We start from the raw sequence: 20,565 nt of genomic DNA, 5'->3' as shown, positions 1-20,565 counted from the left end.
ATGAAACCATACGTTATAATACAGACTTTGCTTATATTTCTTTACATTAGAGAGGACACGCTCGTGTAAGTTTTACTGAGCGTAATCGCTCCGTGGAGGGGACACTATGAAAGTTGCAGAGGTCCGCCACATTTTGGATACGATTGGAGACTTGTTCCCTGATGCACATTGCGAGCTAAATCACAGTAACGCTTTTGAATTAACGATAGCGGTGCTGTTGTCAGCCCAATGTACGGATGCAACGGTGAACAAAGTGACCGAGGACCTGTTCCAAAAGTACAAAGCCCCCATCGATTATATTTCTGTACCGCTGGAGGAATTGGAGGGGGATATCCGGCGCATCGGCTTATATCGTAACAAAGCTAAGCATATCCAAAGCCTATGCTCTATACTCATAGAACAGTATGGTGGCGAGGTGCCTGAGGCTCATGACTTGCTTGTAACGTTGCCCGGTGTAGGTCGTAAAACCGCAAACGTAGTAGTATCTAATGCTTTTGGAGTTCCTGCCATTGCAGTGGACACGCATGTGGAGAGGGTTGCTAAACGACTTGCATTAGCAGGCTGGAAAGATTCTGTGCTGGAAGTGGAAAAGAAGCTAATGAAGGCTGTGCCACGTGACGAATGGACGATTACTCATCACCGGCTTATCTTTTTCGGACGATATCACTGCAAGGCACAGAACCCAAAATGTCAAGTTTGCCCGCTCCTTGATGTATGTCGAGAGGGCAAAAAACGTATGAAAACAGCTGTTGTCAGGAAAGCTAAAGATCATACGTCAAAAAGTTAGAGTTGAAGAAGAGGATGGGATAGAGATGAAATGCATTTCTGTATACACAGATAATTTTGAAGTGTTCTCGGATATTTTTGATCGCGTAGTGGAAAGCCCACTCGAAGAGAACGAAGAGCAAGAAGTAGAAGGTATCACGATCAGTCATTCCGGTGACGTTCCTGAACACTATTTTGAGCGTATGTCAGTGAAACCTGAGGTTGTTGTAATGAGAGATAAATCTCGTGGTTTGACTATTCTACAGCACGGAAAAGTATTCGAAATTCTATTGCCTGTTTCGGAAACTGCATAAATTTAGAATTGATAAAAGGAGTCGGCCCTAGGGCTGGCTCCTTTTTTGCTTCTTACTTTTCTAGCGATAATAGCAGAAAGATGTTTAAATAACCTCATTTCGTAAGAGATGATAGGTTATTTTGTAAGTAGTGTGTATTTAATTTGTGTCAAACTGGTGATAAACTGTAATTATTATTTATAAAAAAGGTTCTGCGTGACATCACAGAAATTATACCTGTATAAACATTGCATAAGCATAATCGTCTTCGGCGTCCTTATAAGGACTGTAAGGCTTTAAGTGAGAAATATAAGGATAATGTATAAAGTGAAACTTTATTCAAAGCATGATTAGATGGTAACAGTGGAGGTGGAGAGTCAGTGAGAGCGGAACAGGTTAGAATCCAGAAAGAGACATCAAATGAAACAGCATCGCTGCTTTTCCAGTTGCGTGGATTAATGCACCGCTGGGGTGATGAGGGATCTGAACGTATATTTGAAGATTTACAACATAAAGAGGGTGGGAATGAACTTACCCTTGCTTTTTGCGGACATTTTTCGGCAGGGAAATCCAGTATGATTAATCTTCTTTGCGGCAGTTCAGTGCTGCCTTCTGGACCTGTGCCGACGAGTGCCAATATTGTCTCTATTCGCAGTGGAGTTCCACGAGTGCTTATTTATCCTAGAGTTGAAGGAAGTAAAAATGATCCTGCTCCTATAGAGACAACTCCAGAAAGATTACAGGAATACTGTCGAAATGGTGGTGAATATTCCGCGATTGAAGTATGGAATGAGATACCACTGCTAGGCAAGGATGGCGTTCTATTGGATACACCTGGGGTAGATTCGACGGATGATGGCCATCAGGCGGCGACCCGCTCCGCGCTGCATTTGGCGGATGTCGTATTTTACGTAATGGATTATAACCATGTTCAGTCAGAGAATAATTTGGCCTTTGCCAAAAATCTTAGTGACTGGGGTAAACCATTGTATCTGATTGTTAATCAGATCGACAAGCACAGGGAACAAGAAATTTCCATTGAGGAATATAAACGTCAACTTGAAAATGCTTTTGAACAATGGGGGATTCATTGTGCGGGAATTCTGTTTACCTCTCTCAAAAAGAAAGAGCATCCACTTAATCATTGGGATCATCTACTCAGCCTTATAACCGAACTGTTGGAACAAAAGGAGCAGCTACTTCAATATAGCCTGTCACGTTCCATCCATCATACAGCGGATTCCTCTCTAACTGCATTCCGTGAAGATCAGCAGGAGGAAAGAGCAGCTCTCCTTGTAGAACTAGAAGGTACGAATGCAGAGACAGTGACGAATGAACTGAAGTCACTCGAAGAAGAGAAGGAACGACTTGAGGCGTTGCCTCAGCATTCACGAGCGAGCTTGCGAACTGGCCTTGACACCTTACTTAAAAATGCAAATCTAATGCCTGCGGATGTAAGAGAGGCGTCGGGGAGCTATATGGAGAGTGCCAGCCCTACGTTTCGGTTAGGGTTGTTCTCTACGGCTGCACGGCGGGAGAAGGAACAAAGTAAACGACTGGCAGTCTGGCAAGGAATGTTGACCCGAGAGGTTTCCGCCCAGCTGGAATGGCATTTGATTCAGCTGGTACGGGATTGGGCGGAGAATCTCGGGCTGTGGGAGGAGGAGGCGGAGACGACTCTGAAGCAAGGCTTCCCGGCGGTGAGCCAGGAGTGGCTGGCGGCTGCTGTTAAGCCGGGAATGGGTTATAGCGGCGAGGCGCTGCTCAATTTCTGCCGCACACTTGCGGCTGATATTAAGAGCCAGTTCCGCCGTGCCGCGTTAGCGGTGAGCGATGAGCTACTGGCGAAGCTGCCATCGCTTATGGATGAGCGGCGCGCGGAACTCCAGCGCCGCGAACAGGCTCTTGCGCGGCAGGCGCGCGCCGTTGACGCGCTAGCCGCGCTGGACCGCGCGGCAGACGCCCGCGCGCACGAGCTCGCGGCGCTGCTGCCGCCGCGCCGGCCCCTCACCCCCGGCATCCTGCCGGAGGTGAGGGTAACCCCGCGTGCGGCCGCGCAGAGCGCCGCGCCGCAGGAGACCCAGCCGCTGCAAAGCACTGCGGCTGGAAGTGCCGCTGCCGCAAGCTGGGCGGCGGGTACGGCTTCGCCGGCGGGCGGACGCCGCCGGCTATCCGCAGCCGCTGACGCGCTCGCGGCTGCGGCAGAGCTGCTGCGCCGCGAGCCAGCGATGGCATCGGCGGCTCGGAGTCTGGCTGCACGGGCGGAGGATCTCGCCGGCGGCCGCTTTACCCTTGCGCTGTTCGGTGCGTTCAGCGCGGGTAAGTCCTCCTTCGCCAACGCTTTGCTCGGCGAAGAAGTGCTGCCCGTGTCTCCACATCCTGCCACGGCTGCGGTCAACCGCATATTGGCGCCGGAAGGAGACTTCCGCCATGCCAGCGCGGTTGTAACGATGAAGACCATGGCAGACTTCTGGGATGACATCTGCCATTCCTTCAGTGTGCTACAGCTTGGCGAACCACAGCAGAGCTCATGGACAACAGTTCTAGCAAGCTTGCCTGCAAGGGGAATTCATCCCTCTGCATTGCCGCATGCTGGATTTCTAAGGGCAGCAGCGGCTGGCTGGGCAGAAGCTGAGCCCTTGCTGGGAACGGTGCGAACCGTTGATCTAGAAGAATATCGAAGTCTTGTAGCGGAGGAGACCCGGGCCTGCTTTGTACAGGGGATTGATTTGTATTATGCCTGTCCATTGACCGAAAGCGGGATTGTACTCGTGGATACACCAGGAGCCGATTCATTGCATGCTCGTCATACCGGCGTAACCTTTAATTACATGAAAAATGCAGACGCGATATGTTTTGTGACCTATTACAACCACGCCTTTTCGAAAGCAGATCGAGGTCTGCTTGCACAGCTGGGCCGAATTAAAGATAGCTTTGCACTTGATAAAATGTTCTTTATTATCAATGCTTCCGATCTTGCTTCAGGAGAAGATGAATTGGAAGAGGTACGAGAACATGTCGCTCAAAATTTACGTGCAGGTGGCTTGCGTTCGCCGAGAATTTATGCGCTCTCTAGCTTGCTGGCTCTGGAAGGTAAAACTCAGCATAATTATGAACGCTATGAGGCTTCCCGTTTCCATCATTTTGAGCAAGCTTTATCCAGCTTTGCGGGAGATGAGCTGCCCCAGCTTTCACTTAACGCAGCTGCAGAGAGTATCGCATCTGTTCGCCGCAGGGCGGAAGAGTGGCAGAATCTCGCTTCCATGGCAGCAAACGAGCGTGAAGCCGGGTTAAAAGAAATGCAAGAACGACGTAAATTAGCCATGAAGAGGCTTTCCCTATTGGAGACCGAAGAACGTCCAAGCAGAGATCTTGTTCATGAAGGTGAGGAGCTGATCTATCATGTCTGTCAGCGGATCAGCTTCTCCTTCACCAGGAATTTCCAGGAATCCTTCCACCCCTCATTACTGCGTGAGGACGCAGGAAATTTAAAAGCGATCTTCGCTGCGTGTGGTGCAGAGCTGATGCGCACTACTCAGCGTGAATTGGAACAAGAGCTATGGGCGACAACGCTGCGACTTGAGAGTACCGGGCGCAGACTTGTTCATGAAGCGGCTGAAGCGGCTGCTACTGAGCTGAGCTTCTCTACTCAGGAGTTTCATCTGATGGAGAATGAGGAAGCGGCATGGCCTTCTCCTAGTGAACTGGAATGCCAGCTTCAGTCCGTAGAATGGTCAACCTTATGGGGACATTTCAAATCTCCTCGTTATTTTTTTGAAGGAGCTGGACGGGAACAAGTTAAAGGTGCAGCGGAGCCTCTCGTGAAAGAAGCTGTTAATGTTGCCGCGGCTGAGCAGAAGAAAAAATTGCTCGCACATTATGTCGAATGCATCGCCAGCGAATTAAAGACTGCTGCAGAACGACTGCAAGAAGGGCTAGCGGAGCAAGAGAAAGCAATGTTAGATCTCCTTAAAGGGGGTGAATCCGCAGATCATTGGGGCCAGTTAGGTCACCAATTATCTCTCTTGGAACAATCTTTCGTTGATAGATTAGACAAAAATCTTTGAAATTTGTAGGAAATTGTCGAAGAACACTTGCAATCTGGCGTATGATGGATGAAAATAAAGAAGCCTGAAAATATACAATGAAACTGTTTCGTTTTCAGAAATTTTTGGAAATGAGATAGTCAATTTGCCGAAAGAGGTTGAAATCGACAATGTGGGGAGCTCCTTTTTCAGCTCAAAGCCGCAAGCTGCTGCTGCTGGGCAGCGGGGAACTGGGTAAGGAAGTCATAATCGAAGCTCAACGTCTTGGCGTAGAGACCGTAGCTGTAGACCGTTATAGCGATGCACCAGCGATGGGTGTAGCTCATCGTTCACATGTTATTGATATGCTGGATGCAGAGGCGCTTAAAACGCTTATTCGCTCAGAAAAACCGGATGTTATTGTTCCGGAGATTGAAGCAATTGCCACTCATGCTCTTCAAGAGCTTGAAGAGGAAGGTTTCTTCGTTGTTCCGACCGCGCGAGCGGCCCGTCTGACCATGGACAGAGAAGGCATTCGCCGACTTGCTGCTGAAGAACTTGGATTGCCAACAGCGGATTATCGTTTTGCTGATAGTCTGGAAGAACTGCGTCAAGCCGTAGCAGAACTAGGCACTCCTTGTGTCATCAAGCCGATTATGAGTTCTTCTGGCAAAGGTCAGAGCGTTTGCAAAAGACCGGAGGATGCAGAAGAATGCTGGAACACTGCTTTGGATGGAGCGAGAGCCAAAGGGACTCGTGTTATCGTGGAGGCTTTCGTTACCTTTGAAAGTGAGATTACACTCTTGACGGTGCGTTCCGTGTCTGGCACGATATTTTGTCCACCTATTGGGCATATTCAGAAGGATGGCGATTATGTCGAATCTTGGCAGCCTCACTTTATGAAGCCGGAACTTCTGGATGAAGCTCAATCTATTGCCAAAGCAGTTACGGATCAGCTCGGAGGTTTCGGTATTTTTGGAGTGGAGCTTTTCTTGACAGATCGAGGTGTATTGTTTAGTGAAGTGTCACCTAGACCGCATGATACGGGAATGGTGACAATGGCGACGCAGGATTTATCTCAATTTGCAGTGCATGTCAGAGCTATTCTTGGTTTTCCAGTCCAGTCAGTACAATTACTGACACCAGGTGCCTCAGCTACGCTGAAGGCTGAAGGAGAAGGACGAGCTTTTGTTGTGACCGGAATCGGTGAAGCTTTGGAGCTACCAAGGACTCAGATTCGGGTATTTGGTAAACCAGAAGTCCGTCCAGGGCGACGGATGGCAGTAGCGTTAAGTGCGGCGGAAAATGTGGAAATCGCGCGGACGGTAGCCAAAGAGGCAGCGTCTAAGCTAAAAGTGGAGGTATATGAGGATGAACAGTAGTACCATGGCCCCTGTACTGGAAATTCGCAAATGCGGCTTGAATGATCTGGAGAGAGTTACAGCGCTTCTGCGGGAATTCGGCTATCCAACAACGCTTAGCGTGATGAAAGAGAGACTCGAAAGCATGGAGAATAACCATCTCCAATGCACGCTTGTTGCAGAACTAAACAATGAAGTTGTGGGAATGATCGGTCTTAGACAGGTAATCTCGTATTACAAACAGACAGATTGTATCACTGAGATTACTGCACTTATCGTATCAGAAGAACTCAGAGGAAACGGACTCGGTAAAAGACTTGTGGCCGCAGCAGAAGAATGGGCACGTGAGCAAGGTTGCTGTCAGCTCTTCTTGAGAAGTGGTAACCGCGTAGAGCGCGCACCGGCACATGCTTTTTATCGTCATCTAGGTTTCGAAAAGACAGCAGGCTATCGCTTTAACAAAGCGTTGCTATAATACTTATAGGTTCCGATCATCCCCATCCCAGCTACGGCGGGATGGTTTTTTTTTATGTAAATGTAAGGAGCAATCAAGAATAAAAGGATGAATAAGAGCCATACTTTTTTCTTCGGGATGTGAGCCGAGGACTCGTTAGAGTTTTTGTAGGATATTACTTTAAAGTAGATCGTTTTATGATATATTCGCTTCCGATAGTAAGTTTTATAGGGAAATTCTCCGTATAAATCTGTCTGATATAGGGGTCGGCGCATGAATAGAGGGAAAACCTCCCTATAAACACTAGCTAAAGGTTAGAAGTCCAATCTATCTAGAAAAGGGACGCACTGGAAGGGAAATTACTTTTTAATGAACCTGTGAGTAATACAACTGTCCTAACTCTTTGATCGAGTTCATGTCCCACCATATCACGCCTCTAATTCAGTACCTACCCCGGTTAATTCCATCCACTTTAATACCTCAATAGGCCACCTAACCTAGTTTCATATCCTTCCGACTCTATCTTTCATATCTCTCTTACTCCGAATTTCATATCCCTCTTACTCGCCCTTTGCAGTCACTAGATTAACTCTTTTAGTTTTTAGTAAATCGATTTAAATAACTAACCATAGATGGAATAGTTTGAATCATATAGAATGAATTTTACGACAGTTAAATAAATCTTTTCCAAAGAGGGATGAGAAATGTACAAGTTAATTCTTGCTGAAGATGAAGAAGATGTTAGAGAAGGGGTCATCGGGCAGATTGATTGGGAGCACTATGGTTTCGAAATTGTAGAACAGGCGGAGAATGGACGAGAGGCAGCGGATGCGATAGATCGTTTGCTCCCGGATGTAGTGGTGACTGATATTCAAATGCCTTTTATGAACGGGCTGCAGCTGGCGGAATGGATTCGCGATCGGCATCCTAATACCAAGATCATTATTCTGACGGGGTATGATGAATTTGAATATGCACAGAAGGCGATTAAACTACAAATTGATGAGTATATTTTGAAACCGTTTTCTTCTCAGGAATTGATTGATGTTCTTGTTAAGGTCAGAGCCACCATAGAGGCTGAAATCGCAGAGAAAGAAAATGTTTTTGTACTCAGCGAGCATTATCGAAAAAGTCTGCCTGTACTGCGTGAACAGTTCTTATCTTCACTAGTTTCACGCAAGCTACGAATGAATGAAATAGACGAGAAAAGCTCGGAATACGGAATAGATCTACATGGAAAATGGTTCCAAGCCTCGGTAATTAGTGTGGATTATATTCGTCCAGAGCGGGAAACGGTTGGACATATCTCAGGTAAGCAAATTTCTTTACGTGATACAGGAGAGAGGAATTTACAGCTATTCGCTGTGCTGAATATTGCAGAAGAACTATGTACTAAGCATAGTTTTGGCAGGGTGTTTATCCATCGTGATGAGGTAGTGCTCCTTTCCATTTGTGATGCAGGTGAAGAAGCTGAAATTACGGGGAAGACCTTTGAGATTCTAGAAGAAATCCGGCACAATGTGCAGCGCTTTCTAAAGCTAACGGTAACCGCTGGTTCTGGAACGGTGTGTCACTCGCCGGCTATGCTATTTAACTCCTTTGGAGATGCCATGCAAGCGTTAGATTATCGGCTCATTCTCGGCAATAACCGAGTCATTTGGATCGAGGATGTGGAGTCACGTTCGAATACATTCTTGACCTATGATGAACTGACCCAGCAGTCCTTAATCCGAACCATTAAGATGGGAACCGTACAGGAGCTTAAGGAAGTCGTTGAGGAGTTATTTGGCGGATTAGATGCTGAGCAGGTATCTACTCAGGATTATCAGATTTTTTTGCTGGAGATTATTACATCCATCCTGCGTGTAGCCAAAGAATCCGGTAGTGATGCTGCTAAATTCGTAGGATCTGGCATTTCCTCATTAACCGATATGAATAAATTCAATAGTATGAGTGAAGCCAAGCAGTGGATTATTACGATCTGCAGCCGACTAATGGACTCCATTGCTTTAGAACGCCAATCCAGCTATAAACTGCTTATTGATGAAGCTAAAGATTATATCCGTAGCCACTATGAGGAATCAGATATTTCTATCGGAAAGGTTTGCCAGCATTTACATATTAGTACGGGTTATTTTAGCAGTATTTTTAAGAAGGAAATGAAGATGACATTCGTTAGTTATCTCTTGCAAATCCGATTAGAGGCAGCAAAAGAGCTTTTACGGTCCACGGAACTGAAGGCTTTTGAAATCGCTGAGAAAATTGGCTTTGCTGATCCTAACTATTTCAGCTTTTGCTTCCGTAAAAAATATGGTCAGTCTCCCAAAGAGTATAAAAATAGCTCCAGAGGAGGGTAGTCATGCGGCAAGAAAAGTCCTATTCTTTTCGACTGCGGCCGCAGCATCCCAAAGGGGGGAAACGTCGATTGTCCTCCAAGCTGCGGAGCATTCAAGTGACAATTACGCTCACTTTTACATCCGTTGCCGTTCTAGTAGCCGTCGTTGTTAGTCTTATGCTGTATAACAAGTTTGCGAAGACAGCAGAAGAAAATGCCAATATGAATATGCAGCAGATTATTGAGCAAGTGAACTATAATTTGGAGCTTTATGTTAAAGGTATGCGAAATATTTTTGAAACCGCAGAAGATCAAATCACGAATAGTCCCTCCGTGGACTCCGCTTTACTGATGGAAAGAATGGCGATGTTAATGGGAAGTAGAGAGGATCTGGTTTCTGCAGCGGTTTTTACTCCTCAGGGGAAATACGTCGTGGGTACAGCAGGACAGAAGCTGCGCAGCAACACACAGTTAGAAACTCAGAGTTGGTTTACTACGGCCAAAAGAACATCGGAGATCTCCTATTCAGCGCCCCATATTCAGAACTTGTTTAAAGGTCAATACATTTGGGTCGTGTCGATCAGTAAACTCATTCAATATCAGGAAAATGGAGTACTAAAAACGGGTATCCTCCTGATGGATTTTAACTTTCGCACCATAGATGAGCTGAGCAAGCAGGTTAAGCTTGGTAAAAGAGGATACGCTTACATTCTCGATCAATTAGGCAACATCGTGTATCATCCGCAGCAGCAGCTTATTTATGCTGGTTTAAAGTATGAGAATGTGGAGCCGGTATTGGAATATGCTTATCGTAGCTATTTGGATGAGTCTACAGGTGAAAAACGATTTATTACAGTACGTACGCTAAAACAGACCGGGTGGAAAATAGTAGGTGTTGCTTATTATGATGAGATCGTGACTACCAAGCGTGATCTGAACACCTTTTTATCCTGGTTCTTAGCGGTAGTTATTTTATGTGTAATTATCGTATCTGTCTTCTTGTCTGCGCGAATTGCCCGTCCCATCCGTAAGCTGGAACGGACACTTCAGCAGGTAGGTGAAGGGGATCTTAATACTCGAATCGATGTGAGTGGCGCGTATGAAGTAGAGCAGTTGTCCAAACGGTTTAACCTCATGCTGCAGCGTATTCGTCAATTGATGGATCAAATTATTTATGAACAAGAGACGAAACGTAAGGGTGAGCTTGAAGTTCTGCAATCCCAGATCAATCCACACTTCTTGTACAATACCTTGAACTCTGTGATCCGGCTTGCTGAACGTGGTAAGACGGAGGAGGTCGTTACAATGATTCAGTCTTTATCTAAGTTTTTCCGGATTAGTCTAAGCAAAGGGAATAATATGATTACCGTGCAGGAAGAGCTAGATCATATTCGTCATTATCTCGTCATTCAGAGCTTTCGTTTCAAAAATAAATTCCGCTACGAGATCATTGCACAGGATGAAGTGCTGCAGTGTCAGACGATTAAGCTGATTTTGCAGCCAATTGTAGAGAATGCCTTGTATCACGGAATAGAAATGATGCCTGATGAAGGCTTTATCTCTATCCAAGCAGAACTGAAGGAGAACCTTGTCCTCATACGGATTAGTGATAATGGACTAGGAATGTCCAAGGAGACTATGAAGGTTATTTTGACAGGTGGCAGTAAGAGTATGAGTGGTTCAGGGGTAGGCGTAAGAAATGTGAACGAGCGTATTGAATTGTACTATGGGCGTGAATATGGTCTGTCTTTTGAAAGTGAAATTGAAGAAGGCACTACGGTTACCCTTATCTTCCCGGCACTTGCAAAAGGCGAAGGCAATGAAGGGCTTAAGGAGGATGAGACATCGTCATGAAAACCTTTCGTTTTTGGCTAACCTTGTTAATGTGTGCGGTGTTATGGACTACCGTTACCTCTTGTTTTAATTCAGCGCCCAATTACATCAATACAAATAAGACCCGTAATATTCACCTCATTGTGAAAATGAACAGGGGCGATTACTGGAATACGGTTAAATTGGGAGCAGAGGCTGCGGCACAGGAATTCAACGTCAAATTAACCTTCAAAGCTCCGGACTCCGAGAGTGACATCGCAGAACAGGTAAAAATGGTGCAGGACTCCATAAAAGAAAAAGCAGACGTGATTATTTTAGCTGCAAGTAGTTACATGGGGCTTGCGCAGGTTGTAGATCAGGCAGCTTATTCCAAAATCCCTGTGATATCCGTAGATGCGGAAGTAGGTTCAGCAAGAGTAAGGACATATATTGGCTCGAACGGCTATGAGGCGGGTCAAAAATCTGCAGAACGATTGATCAAGCTGTTAAAAGGATACGGCGAGGTGGGCATTATTAACTTCACCAATTCAACACAGAGCGAGAAGCTGGAGTCTTCTAACGGTATTGAATACGGTGCAAGAGACGCGGAGGAGCGGGAGAAGGGATTTTTAAATTACACTGCCCGTTATCCGAATATACAGGTGGTTGAGATTTCATACACGACTTCCAGTATTAAGGATGCAGAAGATCTTACGCAACTGATGCTGCTGAAGCATCCGAATCTTCGAGGAATCGCGAGCCTGAATGAGACTGCTTCACAGGGGGCGGCAATGGCTATCCAAAGTCGGGGGCTGCAAAATATAAAAATGGTAGCCTTTGATAGCTCCCCCTCCATGATGGAATTGCTGCAGGACGGTACTGTTCAAGCAACAGTGATCCAAAATCCTTTTAGCAACGGGTATTTGGCTGTAAAACATGCCGTTGAAGTGATTGAAGGTATCGATGTACCAGAACGCGTCGACACAGGAACAAAACTAATTGATTTGGACAATATGCTGTGGCCTGAGAATCAAAAGCTGTTATTTCCGTTTGTTAGATAGGAGCTATTTTGTGCGTTTATGTTTCGTGAAACGGATACCATCCTTGAATGGAGCGGTATTCGTTTTTTTAGAGTATAAGAAAGTATAAATTTTTAATGAAAATCATCCTTATATTTCTTTATGTGTTCATTAGAATTTTTATAGTAATGAGTAGGATTTTATATTCGCAAGCGTTTTCAGGTGAGGCATAATATGGATGTACCCGAGACGATCAGGGGCAAACAAAAAAAGAAGTATAAATAGGAGGTCAATGAATAATGAAAAAAATCACTTCCGTTCTATTAGCTAGTGCTTTGCTGGGTGCTGCTCTGACAGGCTGTGGTGGCAACAACAAAACTACAGATAATGCTGCAGACAAGGCAACTAACGCTCCAAAGACTGAGAACTCGGGCACTACAACAGAAACGCCTAAAGTTGGGGTCGCCATTTACAAATTTGACGATACCTTTATGACAGGTGTTCGTAACGCAATCGATAGTGCCGCTAAAGGCATCGCTACAGTAGATATCGTAGATAGCCAAAATTCACAACCAACACAAAATGACAAGGTTGACTTATTCATCACTAAAAAATATAACGGGATGCTGATTAACCCAGTTGACCGTACAGCTGCTGGCGTCATTATCGAAAAAGCAAAAACAGCAAACATTCCAGTGGTATTCCTTAACCGTGAACCGCTTCCTGAAGATATGAAGAAATGGGATAAAGTTTATTATGTAGGTGCGAAAGCAGAAGAGTCCGGTACAATGTCCGGTCAACTGATTGTTGACTACTGGAAAGCACATCCTGAAGCGGATAAGAACGGCGACGGGGTTCTCCAATATGTAATGCTGAAAGGTGAACCAGGACACCAAGATGCTGAGCTTCGTACTACTTACTCTATTCAAGCTATCGAAGATGCAGGAATCAAGGTAGAGAAGCTGGCTGAAGATACAGCAATGTGGGATCGCGTAAAAGGACAAGAAAAAATGGCTGCATTCCTTGGCTCCCACGGCGACAAAATTGAAGCGGTTCTTGCTAACAACGATGATATGGCCCTCGGTGCAATTGAAGCTCTGAAAGCTTCTGGCTACTTTACGGGTGACAAATTCATGCCGGTAGTAGGTGTGGATGCAACGGCTCCTGCGATTCAAGCGCTGGAAGATGGAACAATGCTCGGTACAGTGCTGAATGATGCGAATAACCAAGGTAAAGCGGCTATCACAGTTGCTGCTCTGCTTGCTAAAGGCGAAACGCCTTCGAAAGACAATGTAGGTTTTGATATTACTGACAACCAATACGTATGGATTTCCTACAAAAAGATTACGAAAGACAACATAGCTGACGCTAAGTAATTACTTCGGCTATAGAGTTATTCATGATCATTTGACACATCGGGGAGCGGATAACCGCTCCTCGGTATTTCTTTTAGGCAGGGAACAGGATGAAACCGCTGTGCCTCTCATAAAAAAGAAAAAAAGCGTAGGGGGCGTAACAACATGGAAAAAGCTGAGTTTTTGCTGGAAATGAACAACATTACAAAAGAATTTCCCGGCGTTAAAGCGCTGGACGATGTTAGTTTAAAAGTAAGACCGGGTTCGGTGCATGCACTTATGGGTGAGAATGGTGCCGGTAAGTCTACACTCATGAAATGTCTCTTTGGTATTTATTCACCGGACGCCGGTGAGATCTTTTTGGATGGCGAGAAGGCTTCTATCAGCAGTTCTAATGATGCGTTAAAAAGCGGTATCTCAATGATTCACCAGGAGCTGCATCCCGTGCCGTTCCGAAGTGTTATGGAGAATATCTGGCTAGGACGTTTTCCAACGAAGGGAATCGGACCGATTCAGTTTATTGACCATAAGAAAATGTTCACTGACACGGAAAATTTGTTCAAAGATCTGGATATCGATCTGAATCCTGAGACTTTAGTGGGTAAGCTTTCCGTATCCAAAATCCAATCCATTGAAATTGCGAAGGCTGTCTCTTTTCACTCCCGAGTTATTGTAATGGATGAACCCACTTCTTCTCTAACCAGTGTGGAGGTGGAACATTTATTCCGGATCATACGGGATCTTAGAAGTAGAGGCGTAGCTATTATCTATATATCTCACAAAATGGAAGAGATACTTGCAATCTCTGACGAAGTTACTATTATGCGTGACGGTAAAAAAATCGGAACCTGGCCAGCGGAGGAATTAACTACAGATATTATCATTTCCAAAATGGTGGGCCGCGATTTGACCAGCCGGTTCCCTGAACGCTTCAACGTACCTGGCGAAGTATACATGAAGGTGGAAGGGTTAACCTCGCCTGAGGAAAGATCTTTTAAAGATGTGTCTTTCGAATTAAGACGTGGAGAGGTCCTTGGTGTTGGGGGGCTGGTAGGTGCCCAGAGAACTGAAGTAATTGAGGCGTTGTTCGGTTTGCGAGCCTTGAAATCCGGAACGATCTCTATTAAAGGCAAAGTGGTTACTATCAATTCTCCGAAAGATGCTAAGAAACACGGAATGGCTTTGCTTACCGAAGAGCGTCGTGTAACCGGTATCTTCCCAGTTTTATCTGTCCATGAGAATGGTGCGATTGCTAATCTCCATCGTTACCAAAAACCGTACCTCCTGCTGAATAGCAAGAAGAAAAAAGTTGAAGTAGATAAAATGATTGAAAAATTACGAACTAAAACACCTACAACCAAAACGCTGATCATGAATCTTTCTGGTGGTAATCAGCAAAAGGTGCTACTCGCTAGATGGCTGCTTACTGAGCCCGAAATCCTGCTTCTGGACGAGCCGACCCGTGGTATCGACGTAGGGGCTAAATTCGAGATTTACTCCATAATTGCCGACTTGGCCCAGCAAGGGAAAAGTATCATTATGATCTCCTCTGAAATGCCGGAGCTGCTCGGAATGTCTGACCGTGTAATGGTCATGTCGGAAGGACGACTTACAGGAATATTAGAAGGCGAGCAAGCTACGGAAACCGAAGTTATGCGTCTCGCTGCACAGCATTAAGGAGTGCGGATAGGAGAATATGCTTGCGTAATTTTAAGGGGGATCACTACTAATGAACGTTAAAAAAGCTCAATCCTTTGTGACTCAAAACGCAATTTACATCGTGCTGGTACTGCTGATTATGGGAATCATCATATATGATCCAAACTTTATGTCCATCAACACCCTGCGTGACGTACTGATTCAGTCGTCTACACGCGTTATCATCGCGCTTGGGGTTGCCTTTATCCTTATTACGGCAGGTACTGACTTGTCCGCTGGACGAGTGGTTGGTTTTACGGCGGTTATCTCCGCTTCGATGCTGCAAATTCCAGACTATTCCCGTCGGTTTTTTCCGGATCTTCCACAAGTGGAAGTATGGCTTCCAATCCTTATTGCTATCGTTGCTGGTCTTCTCTGTGGACTTATAAATGGTATTGTCGTTTCCAAGCTTCACGTTCCGCCATTTATCGCTACCCTGGGTACAATGCTCATCGTGTACGGGCTGAACTCCCTGTACTTCGATATGGACCCGAACCAGTCCCAGCCAATCGGCGGTCTGCGTCCTGATTTCACCAAGATCGGCTCCGGATTTATCGGGAGCGGCCAATATTCAGTGCCATACATTGTTCTCATAGCCCTGGCGGTCGCCGCCATTGTGTGGGTGGTATTCAATAAAACCAAGCTGGGTAAGAACATGTATGCGATTGGCGGAAATATGCAGGCGGCTAAAGTATCCGGTATCGATGTTTCAAAGAACCTGATTTATATCTATGCTATTGCTGGTGCGCTTTATGGTCTGGCAGGCGTTCTGGAAGCTGCTAGAACAGGTGGAGCAACTAATAACTACGGTAATATGTATGAGCTTGATGCCATTGCAGCTTGTGTAGTTGGTGGCGTATCTACAACCGGGGGTATCGGTACTGTGCCGGGTGTTCTGGTGGGGGTTATTATCTTTACTCTCATTAACTACGGTCTGACCTTTATCGGCATTAGCCCGTACTATCAGTTGATTATCAAAGGTTTGATTATTATAGCCGCGGTTGCATTTGATATGCGGAAGTACTCTTCGAAGAAGTAGTAGCGTGGTCGCGTGGTGATTAAGGGCTAACTCCGGGGAATATTGGGCTTACGATCGCTGTTGTTCTCAGATTCCTTGATTGATACCGCGGTAGCGGTTGGAATCTGAGAACAAAGGCGACCACTTCGTTTCTACAGCTCCAAAATTTCCCTCCGTTATCCTTGTCACCTCGCTGGGGTAGGGCAGAAAAAGCGTTTGCTAGTTATCGCAAACGTTTTTTTTGGCATGTCTGTTTCGATTGCTTCGCTCCGAAAAAGTGACGGGTAAAAACTAACCACTAACACTGCTACAACAACTCTGCACAACTAACACCGTCACAACCAACACTGTTACAACAACATCGCCCCTACATTATCCCCTACTACCGCCGATAGTCCTACACCGACTTAGCCACGGCTAAGACCAACCTAAATTGAATGCAGACATTTGCACATGTCATGATTTGAAGTAGGTGGTAAATGAACGGTATAGATCCCGTAGAATCAGCTGAATTGAGCTATTTGAAGCGGAAGCATGAAGAAAGAAGGGCATAAATGCTCTAGAATTAACCGATAGGAGCAACGTGAAGGATTAAGAGGTATCACAGCCTTGAAATCGTGGTGAGTCTGAGTTGACGAAAAACGTTAATAGCAGCTGAGAGAACGGCATGATTGCGTGCAAGTGGTAGCGTTCGTTCTTCTCTTCATACTTTAACGCGTGTGTGGTACAAATCAATAAATTTGGAGACAACAGCGATAGGAGCAACGTTTCGTTCGCTGAGCCAACGCTCAGCACAAACCGCCATCCTCAATCACACTCCCTTATTAACTCAACGGCTCCTATGTTACTCCACACCCCGATCCAAGTACGCTTCGACAATAGCCCCCGCAAATCTCCCCGCCTCGCCTTGTCATAACCTCCGCACCCCACGAACCGAAATTTTCCCTTGTACCCCAAAACTTCCTCGCAGCCCTACCATACTCACACGCATCCCACAAATCCCAGGAGTCACACGAATCCCCGCAGCATCACATCCCCTTCACCTGCCATGCCACCAGTCTTTGCCCCCACCTAACCCCACCGTGCAACCAGTATCGACACACCTAACTCGCTTGATGCGTTTTCACCTTCCTCCCACATCTAAAAGATCAAAATCACATAAACCAACATTCTCCCATATTCTATAGGCAAATGCCTTTGTTAAAGGGGAGCGACTGGATGTTAAGGATTAGGTTGAATGAGCTGGGGAAAGGGAATGACAACGGGCCGCTACAAGCGGATGTATGGAGATGGGACGGGATTGGCTGGAACGAATATATTACGCAGCAAGAAGAAGATTTCATACGCACAGAAGAGGAGCTATTCGTTACGATTCCAGCAGAGGCGGGATTATATCGTGTAGATTACTCCAATAAGCCTTATGAGACGCCGTATCTATTACCGGAGTGGGTTGACGACGAATTAAGGAATACTGGGCTTCATCCGGCACCTTTTAATCTCAAAGAGGGTACGCTCTGGGGATATATTAACGACGAAGGTCGTGCTCAGATTGAACCTAGATACGAATATGCTGAGGATTTTCAGAAGAATGGGCTAGCAGTTGTACAGCGAAAAAACATTAGCGGACTGATCGACAGCTCTGGACGGGAGCGCGTGAAGCCCATTTACTCGTTCATTGGCCCTTTTTCGGAAGGACGCGCAGTAGTATCTGATGCGAAGGGGTACACATTTATCGATGAAAAAGGTAAAGAGGTGACTCCAGCCCGTTATGATTATCTGAACTCCTTGCATGAGGGACTTGCATTATTTTCAAAACAAAATACAACGGGTGGTCAATCGCTATATGGGTATGTAGATGCGCAAGGCAAAGAGGTTTTGCCTGCAATTTATGTAGATGCCAATGATTTTATGAATGGTATGGCTTTGGTCAAGATAAAGGAGGGGGAGTATGCGCTCATTGACCCTGAGGGGAATATCCTGCATACGTACAATCATCCTTTCGTAGGGAGTCCGGGTGATGGGCTGCTCTCTTATCAAGCGACTGAGAACGGTAAGTACGGCTATTTAAATACGGATGGGACGGTAGCTATTCAGCCACAATTCACTTCTGCTTTACCTTTTTCGGAAGGTCGTGCGGTGGTGAATACCGCTGAGAATTATGGTAACGCCTACGGGCTGATTGATAAACAAGGAAAAATGATTATCCCTGCAAAATATTATGAAGTGCTCCAACTTGGTGAAGGTAGAGTGGCCATAGGAACGCCAGTGTTCCCTAATCAGCCTTATCGCGGCTCACGCTACATTATCGCTGATGCAGAGACAGGAGCGATTTTGAGCAATCATACCCTGCTTGGTGTGAATAATTATCAGGACGGACTGGCGTCTGTGTATGATGCTAAGGAGACCTATTTTATAGATCGAACTGGAAAAAGAGCAGCACAGCCTCCAGTTATTCAAGGGACCGGCACACTTACTCTCAGCGGGCGTTTAATTAGAGCAGATATAGATCAACGTACAGCTTATTATGACCGTCAAGGAAAGCAAATTTGGAGGCAAAATGGAGTCATTCCACTGAGACCTCCGTATTCCGTAGTGGAGAAGAAGTACAAACCGAACCGAGATTACCTAGTTTATTATCCGGTTGTTGAGGGAATTGCCAGTGCGGAAGTTTCGAGAGAGGTAAATGATAAACTGCGCAAGCTGTCACTCGCTGAAGATGCTGGTAGTGGCGGAGCAACACAGGATTTCAGTTATAATGGTGATTTTTCAGTGTCCTTCTTCCGTAAAAACCTGCTTGTGCTGGAGTTAACAGGTTACCGTTATCCTTTTGGAGCAGCCCACGGCATGCCTACCAAAATCTATACACATACTAATCTACGTAACGGAAGGTTCTATAAGCTAGGTGATCTGTTTAAGCCAGGAAGTAGATACGTGGAGAAGCTAAGTAAAATCGTAGGCAAGCAGATCGAGAATGACCCCCAATACTCCTATGTTTTTCCGGACACGTATAAAGGAATTACATCGGATCAGCCTTTCTTTGTAGATAATGAAGCGTTGTATCTTTATTTTGCACCTTATGAGATTGCTCCTTATGTTGCGGGTTTTCCTACTTTCCGTATTCCTTATGCAGAAATTATGGGACTTATCTCTACTGAGGGAGAATTTTGGCAGTCATTTCACTAATCGTCCGATATCCATAAGCATACAGAAGTTGCTGTTCTCCCGGGAATGGCGACTTTTTTGTGCTTTTTACCGCGAAAAGCGAAGGCATTCAGATTCAGAAAACTTACAATCAAGACTATTAAATGTTAAAAATTAGAAGAGCACAGCTGATAGATTTATGCTACAATGACTGAGGAACAAATTACAACTTTGTAACATTTGTAGCTGGTCACTCTATGCAGAAACGTATATTACACACAAGAAAGAGGAGATGGCAGAATGAAGAACAAGAGATTAAGAGCAATTATTGGTGGTAGTGTAGCAGCTGTTATGGCACTTAGTATTTCTCTTCCACTCGAAGCGAATGCAGCCTCCACTCAAGTAACAGTAATTAAATCAGGTACAAGCTATGAGCAAGTTTTACAATATTTAAAACAAGCTAACCTACAGGGGTTCCCTATTTTTAATAGCACAATCGTGGTGTCCAAGCCTCAAACAGGAACGGTTCCAAATAAAGATACATCCACCGGAGCTCCTGTTACAAAGCCTTCGGACACGACTACTGTAACGAAGCCAGTAACTAAGCCTTCGGATACGACTACTGTAACGAAGCCTTCGGATACGACTATTGTAACGAAGCCAGTAACTAAACCTACAGAGACTACACCTAATACAGGTGCTGTGAGTAACAAAGGAACTTATGTTCAACAAATCGTAACGCTGGTAAATAAAGAACGTGCAGCAGCTGGTCTGAAGCCCGTTTCTGGTTTGGACAGCCTTCACAAAGTAGCTGCTACAAAAGCTACGGATATGCGCACTAATAACTATTTCTCACATACTTCACCTACGTATGGTTCACCATTTGACATGATGAAATCCTTTGGAATCACTTATAACGCTGCAGGCGAGAACATCGCTATGGGTCAAAAAACACCAGAAGAAGTAATGAAAGCCTGGATGAATAGTCCTGGTCACAAAGCTAATATTTTGAATGCTAACTTCAATTATATCGGTGTAGGGTATGACAATAACTATTGGGTTCAAGAATTTATTGGTAAATAAGTGGAATAACTATTACTGCAATCAAGCGTTCTTCGATGAAAATCGGGGAACGTTTTTTTGTACTGGAACTTTAATAGCTAAATTTTTTTGAGAATTTTCGTATCCATTTTTGGCTTAAATAAGCGGAGTAGCAGGATTTATTTCTATTTTAGACATTTGCAAAACCGGTATGGAAGATTTATGTTTATGTACATAGTTAAGATCTT

General features: G+C 45.2%; 13 protein-coding genes. All 13 read left to right on the top strand.

Annotated features, from left to right (window positions below):
- The first annotated feature begins 106 nt into the window (after positions 1 to 106).
- Positions 107 to 787 (top strand): endonuclease III, encoded by a 681-nt coding sequence (nth, locus tag QNH28_RS20035; protein WP_283908250.1) that lies wholly within the window; start codon positions 107 to 109, stop codon positions 785 to 787.
- Between the two features lie 25 nt (positions 788 to 812).
- Positions 813 to 1,079, top strand: coding sequence for a hypothetical protein (locus QNH28_RS20030; RefSeq protein WP_042129455.1), 267 nt, complete (start codon positions 813 to 815; stop codon positions 1,077 to 1,079).
- A 359-nt stretch (positions 1,080 to 1,438) separates the two neighbouring features.
- On the top strand, positions 1,439 to 5,125 hold the full coding sequence (locus QNH28_RS20025) for a dynamin family protein (protein ID WP_283908249.1): 3,687 nt from the start codon (positions 1,439 to 1,441) through the stop codon (positions 5,123 to 5,125).
- A gap of 149 nt (positions 5,126 to 5,274) precedes the next feature.
- Complete coding sequence (gene purT / locus QNH28_RS20020) at positions 5,275 to 6,465, top strand: formate-dependent phosphoribosylglycinamide formyltransferase (RefSeq protein WP_283912210.1); 1,191 nt, start codon at positions 5,275 to 5,277, stop codon at positions 6,463 to 6,465.
- Positions 6,455 to 6,919, top strand: a complete 465-nt coding sequence (locus tag QNH28_RS20015) for a GNAT family N-acetyltransferase (protein WP_283908248.1) — start codon at positions 6,455 to 6,457, stop codon at positions 6,917 to 6,919. Before purT ends, QNH28_RS20015 begins: the two co-directional genes overlap by 11 nt.
- A 683-nt stretch (positions 6,920 to 7,602) precedes the next feature.
- Positions 7,603 to 9,255, top strand: a complete 1,653-nt coding sequence (locus tag QNH28_RS20010) for a response regulator (RefSeq protein ID WP_076299597.1) — start codon at positions 7,603 to 7,605, stop codon at positions 9,253 to 9,255.
- Between the two features lie 2 nt (positions 9,256 to 9,257).
- On the top strand, positions 9,258 to 11,087 hold the full coding sequence (locus QNH28_RS20005) for a sensor histidine kinase (protein WP_283908247.1): 1,830 nt from the start codon (positions 9,258 to 9,260) through the stop codon (positions 11,085 to 11,087).
- Entirely contained in the window at positions 11,084 to 12,106 is a 1,023-nt protein-coding gene (locus QNH28_RS20000) for a substrate-binding domain-containing protein (protein WP_283908246.1), read from the top strand. Before QNH28_RS20005 ends, QNH28_RS20000 begins: the two co-directional genes overlap by 4 nt.
- Before the next feature lie 257 nt (positions 12,107 to 12,363).
- On the top strand, positions 12,364 to 13,440 hold the full coding sequence (locus QNH28_RS19995; protein WP_283908245.1) for a galactose ABC transporter substrate-binding protein: 1,077 nt from the start codon (positions 12,364 to 12,366) through the stop codon (positions 13,438 to 13,440).
- A 144-nt stretch (positions 13,441 to 13,584) separates the two neighbouring features.
- Positions 13,585 to 15,096, top strand: coding sequence for a sugar ABC transporter ATP-binding protein (locus QNH28_RS19990; protein WP_283908244.1), 1,512 nt, complete (start codon positions 13,585 to 13,587; stop codon positions 15,094 to 15,096).
- 52 nt (positions 15,097 to 15,148) lie between these two features.
- Positions 15,149 to 16,156 (top strand): galactose/methyl galactoside ABC transporter permease MglC, encoded by a 1,008-nt coding sequence (gene mglC, locus QNH28_RS19985; protein WP_283908243.1) that lies wholly within the window; start codon positions 15,149 to 15,151, stop codon positions 16,154 to 16,156.
- A gap of 1,197 nt (positions 16,157 to 17,353) precedes the next feature.
- Complete coding sequence (locus tag QNH28_RS19980) at positions 17,354 to 19,318, top strand: WG repeat-containing protein (RefSeq protein ID WP_283908242.1); 1,965 nt, start codon at positions 17,354 to 17,356, stop codon at positions 19,316 to 19,318.
- A 258-nt stretch (positions 19,319 to 19,576) separates the two neighbouring features.
- Positions 19,577 to 20,359: a CAP domain-containing protein gene (locus QNH28_RS19975; RefSeq protein ID WP_283908241.1), complete on the top strand. Its 783-nt coding sequence runs from the start codon at positions 19,577 to 19,579 to the stop codon at positions 20,357 to 20,359.
- Positions 20,360 to 20,565 lie beyond the last annotated feature (206 nt).

The organism is Paenibacillus sp. G2S3, from assembly GCF_030123105.1.
Lineage (GTDB): Bacteria > Bacillota > Bacilli > Paenibacillales > Paenibacillaceae > Paenibacillus_AQ.
The sequence above is the reverse complement of the archived record's forward strand: the minus strand, read 5'-3'. Positions and strand labels throughout refer to the sequence as shown.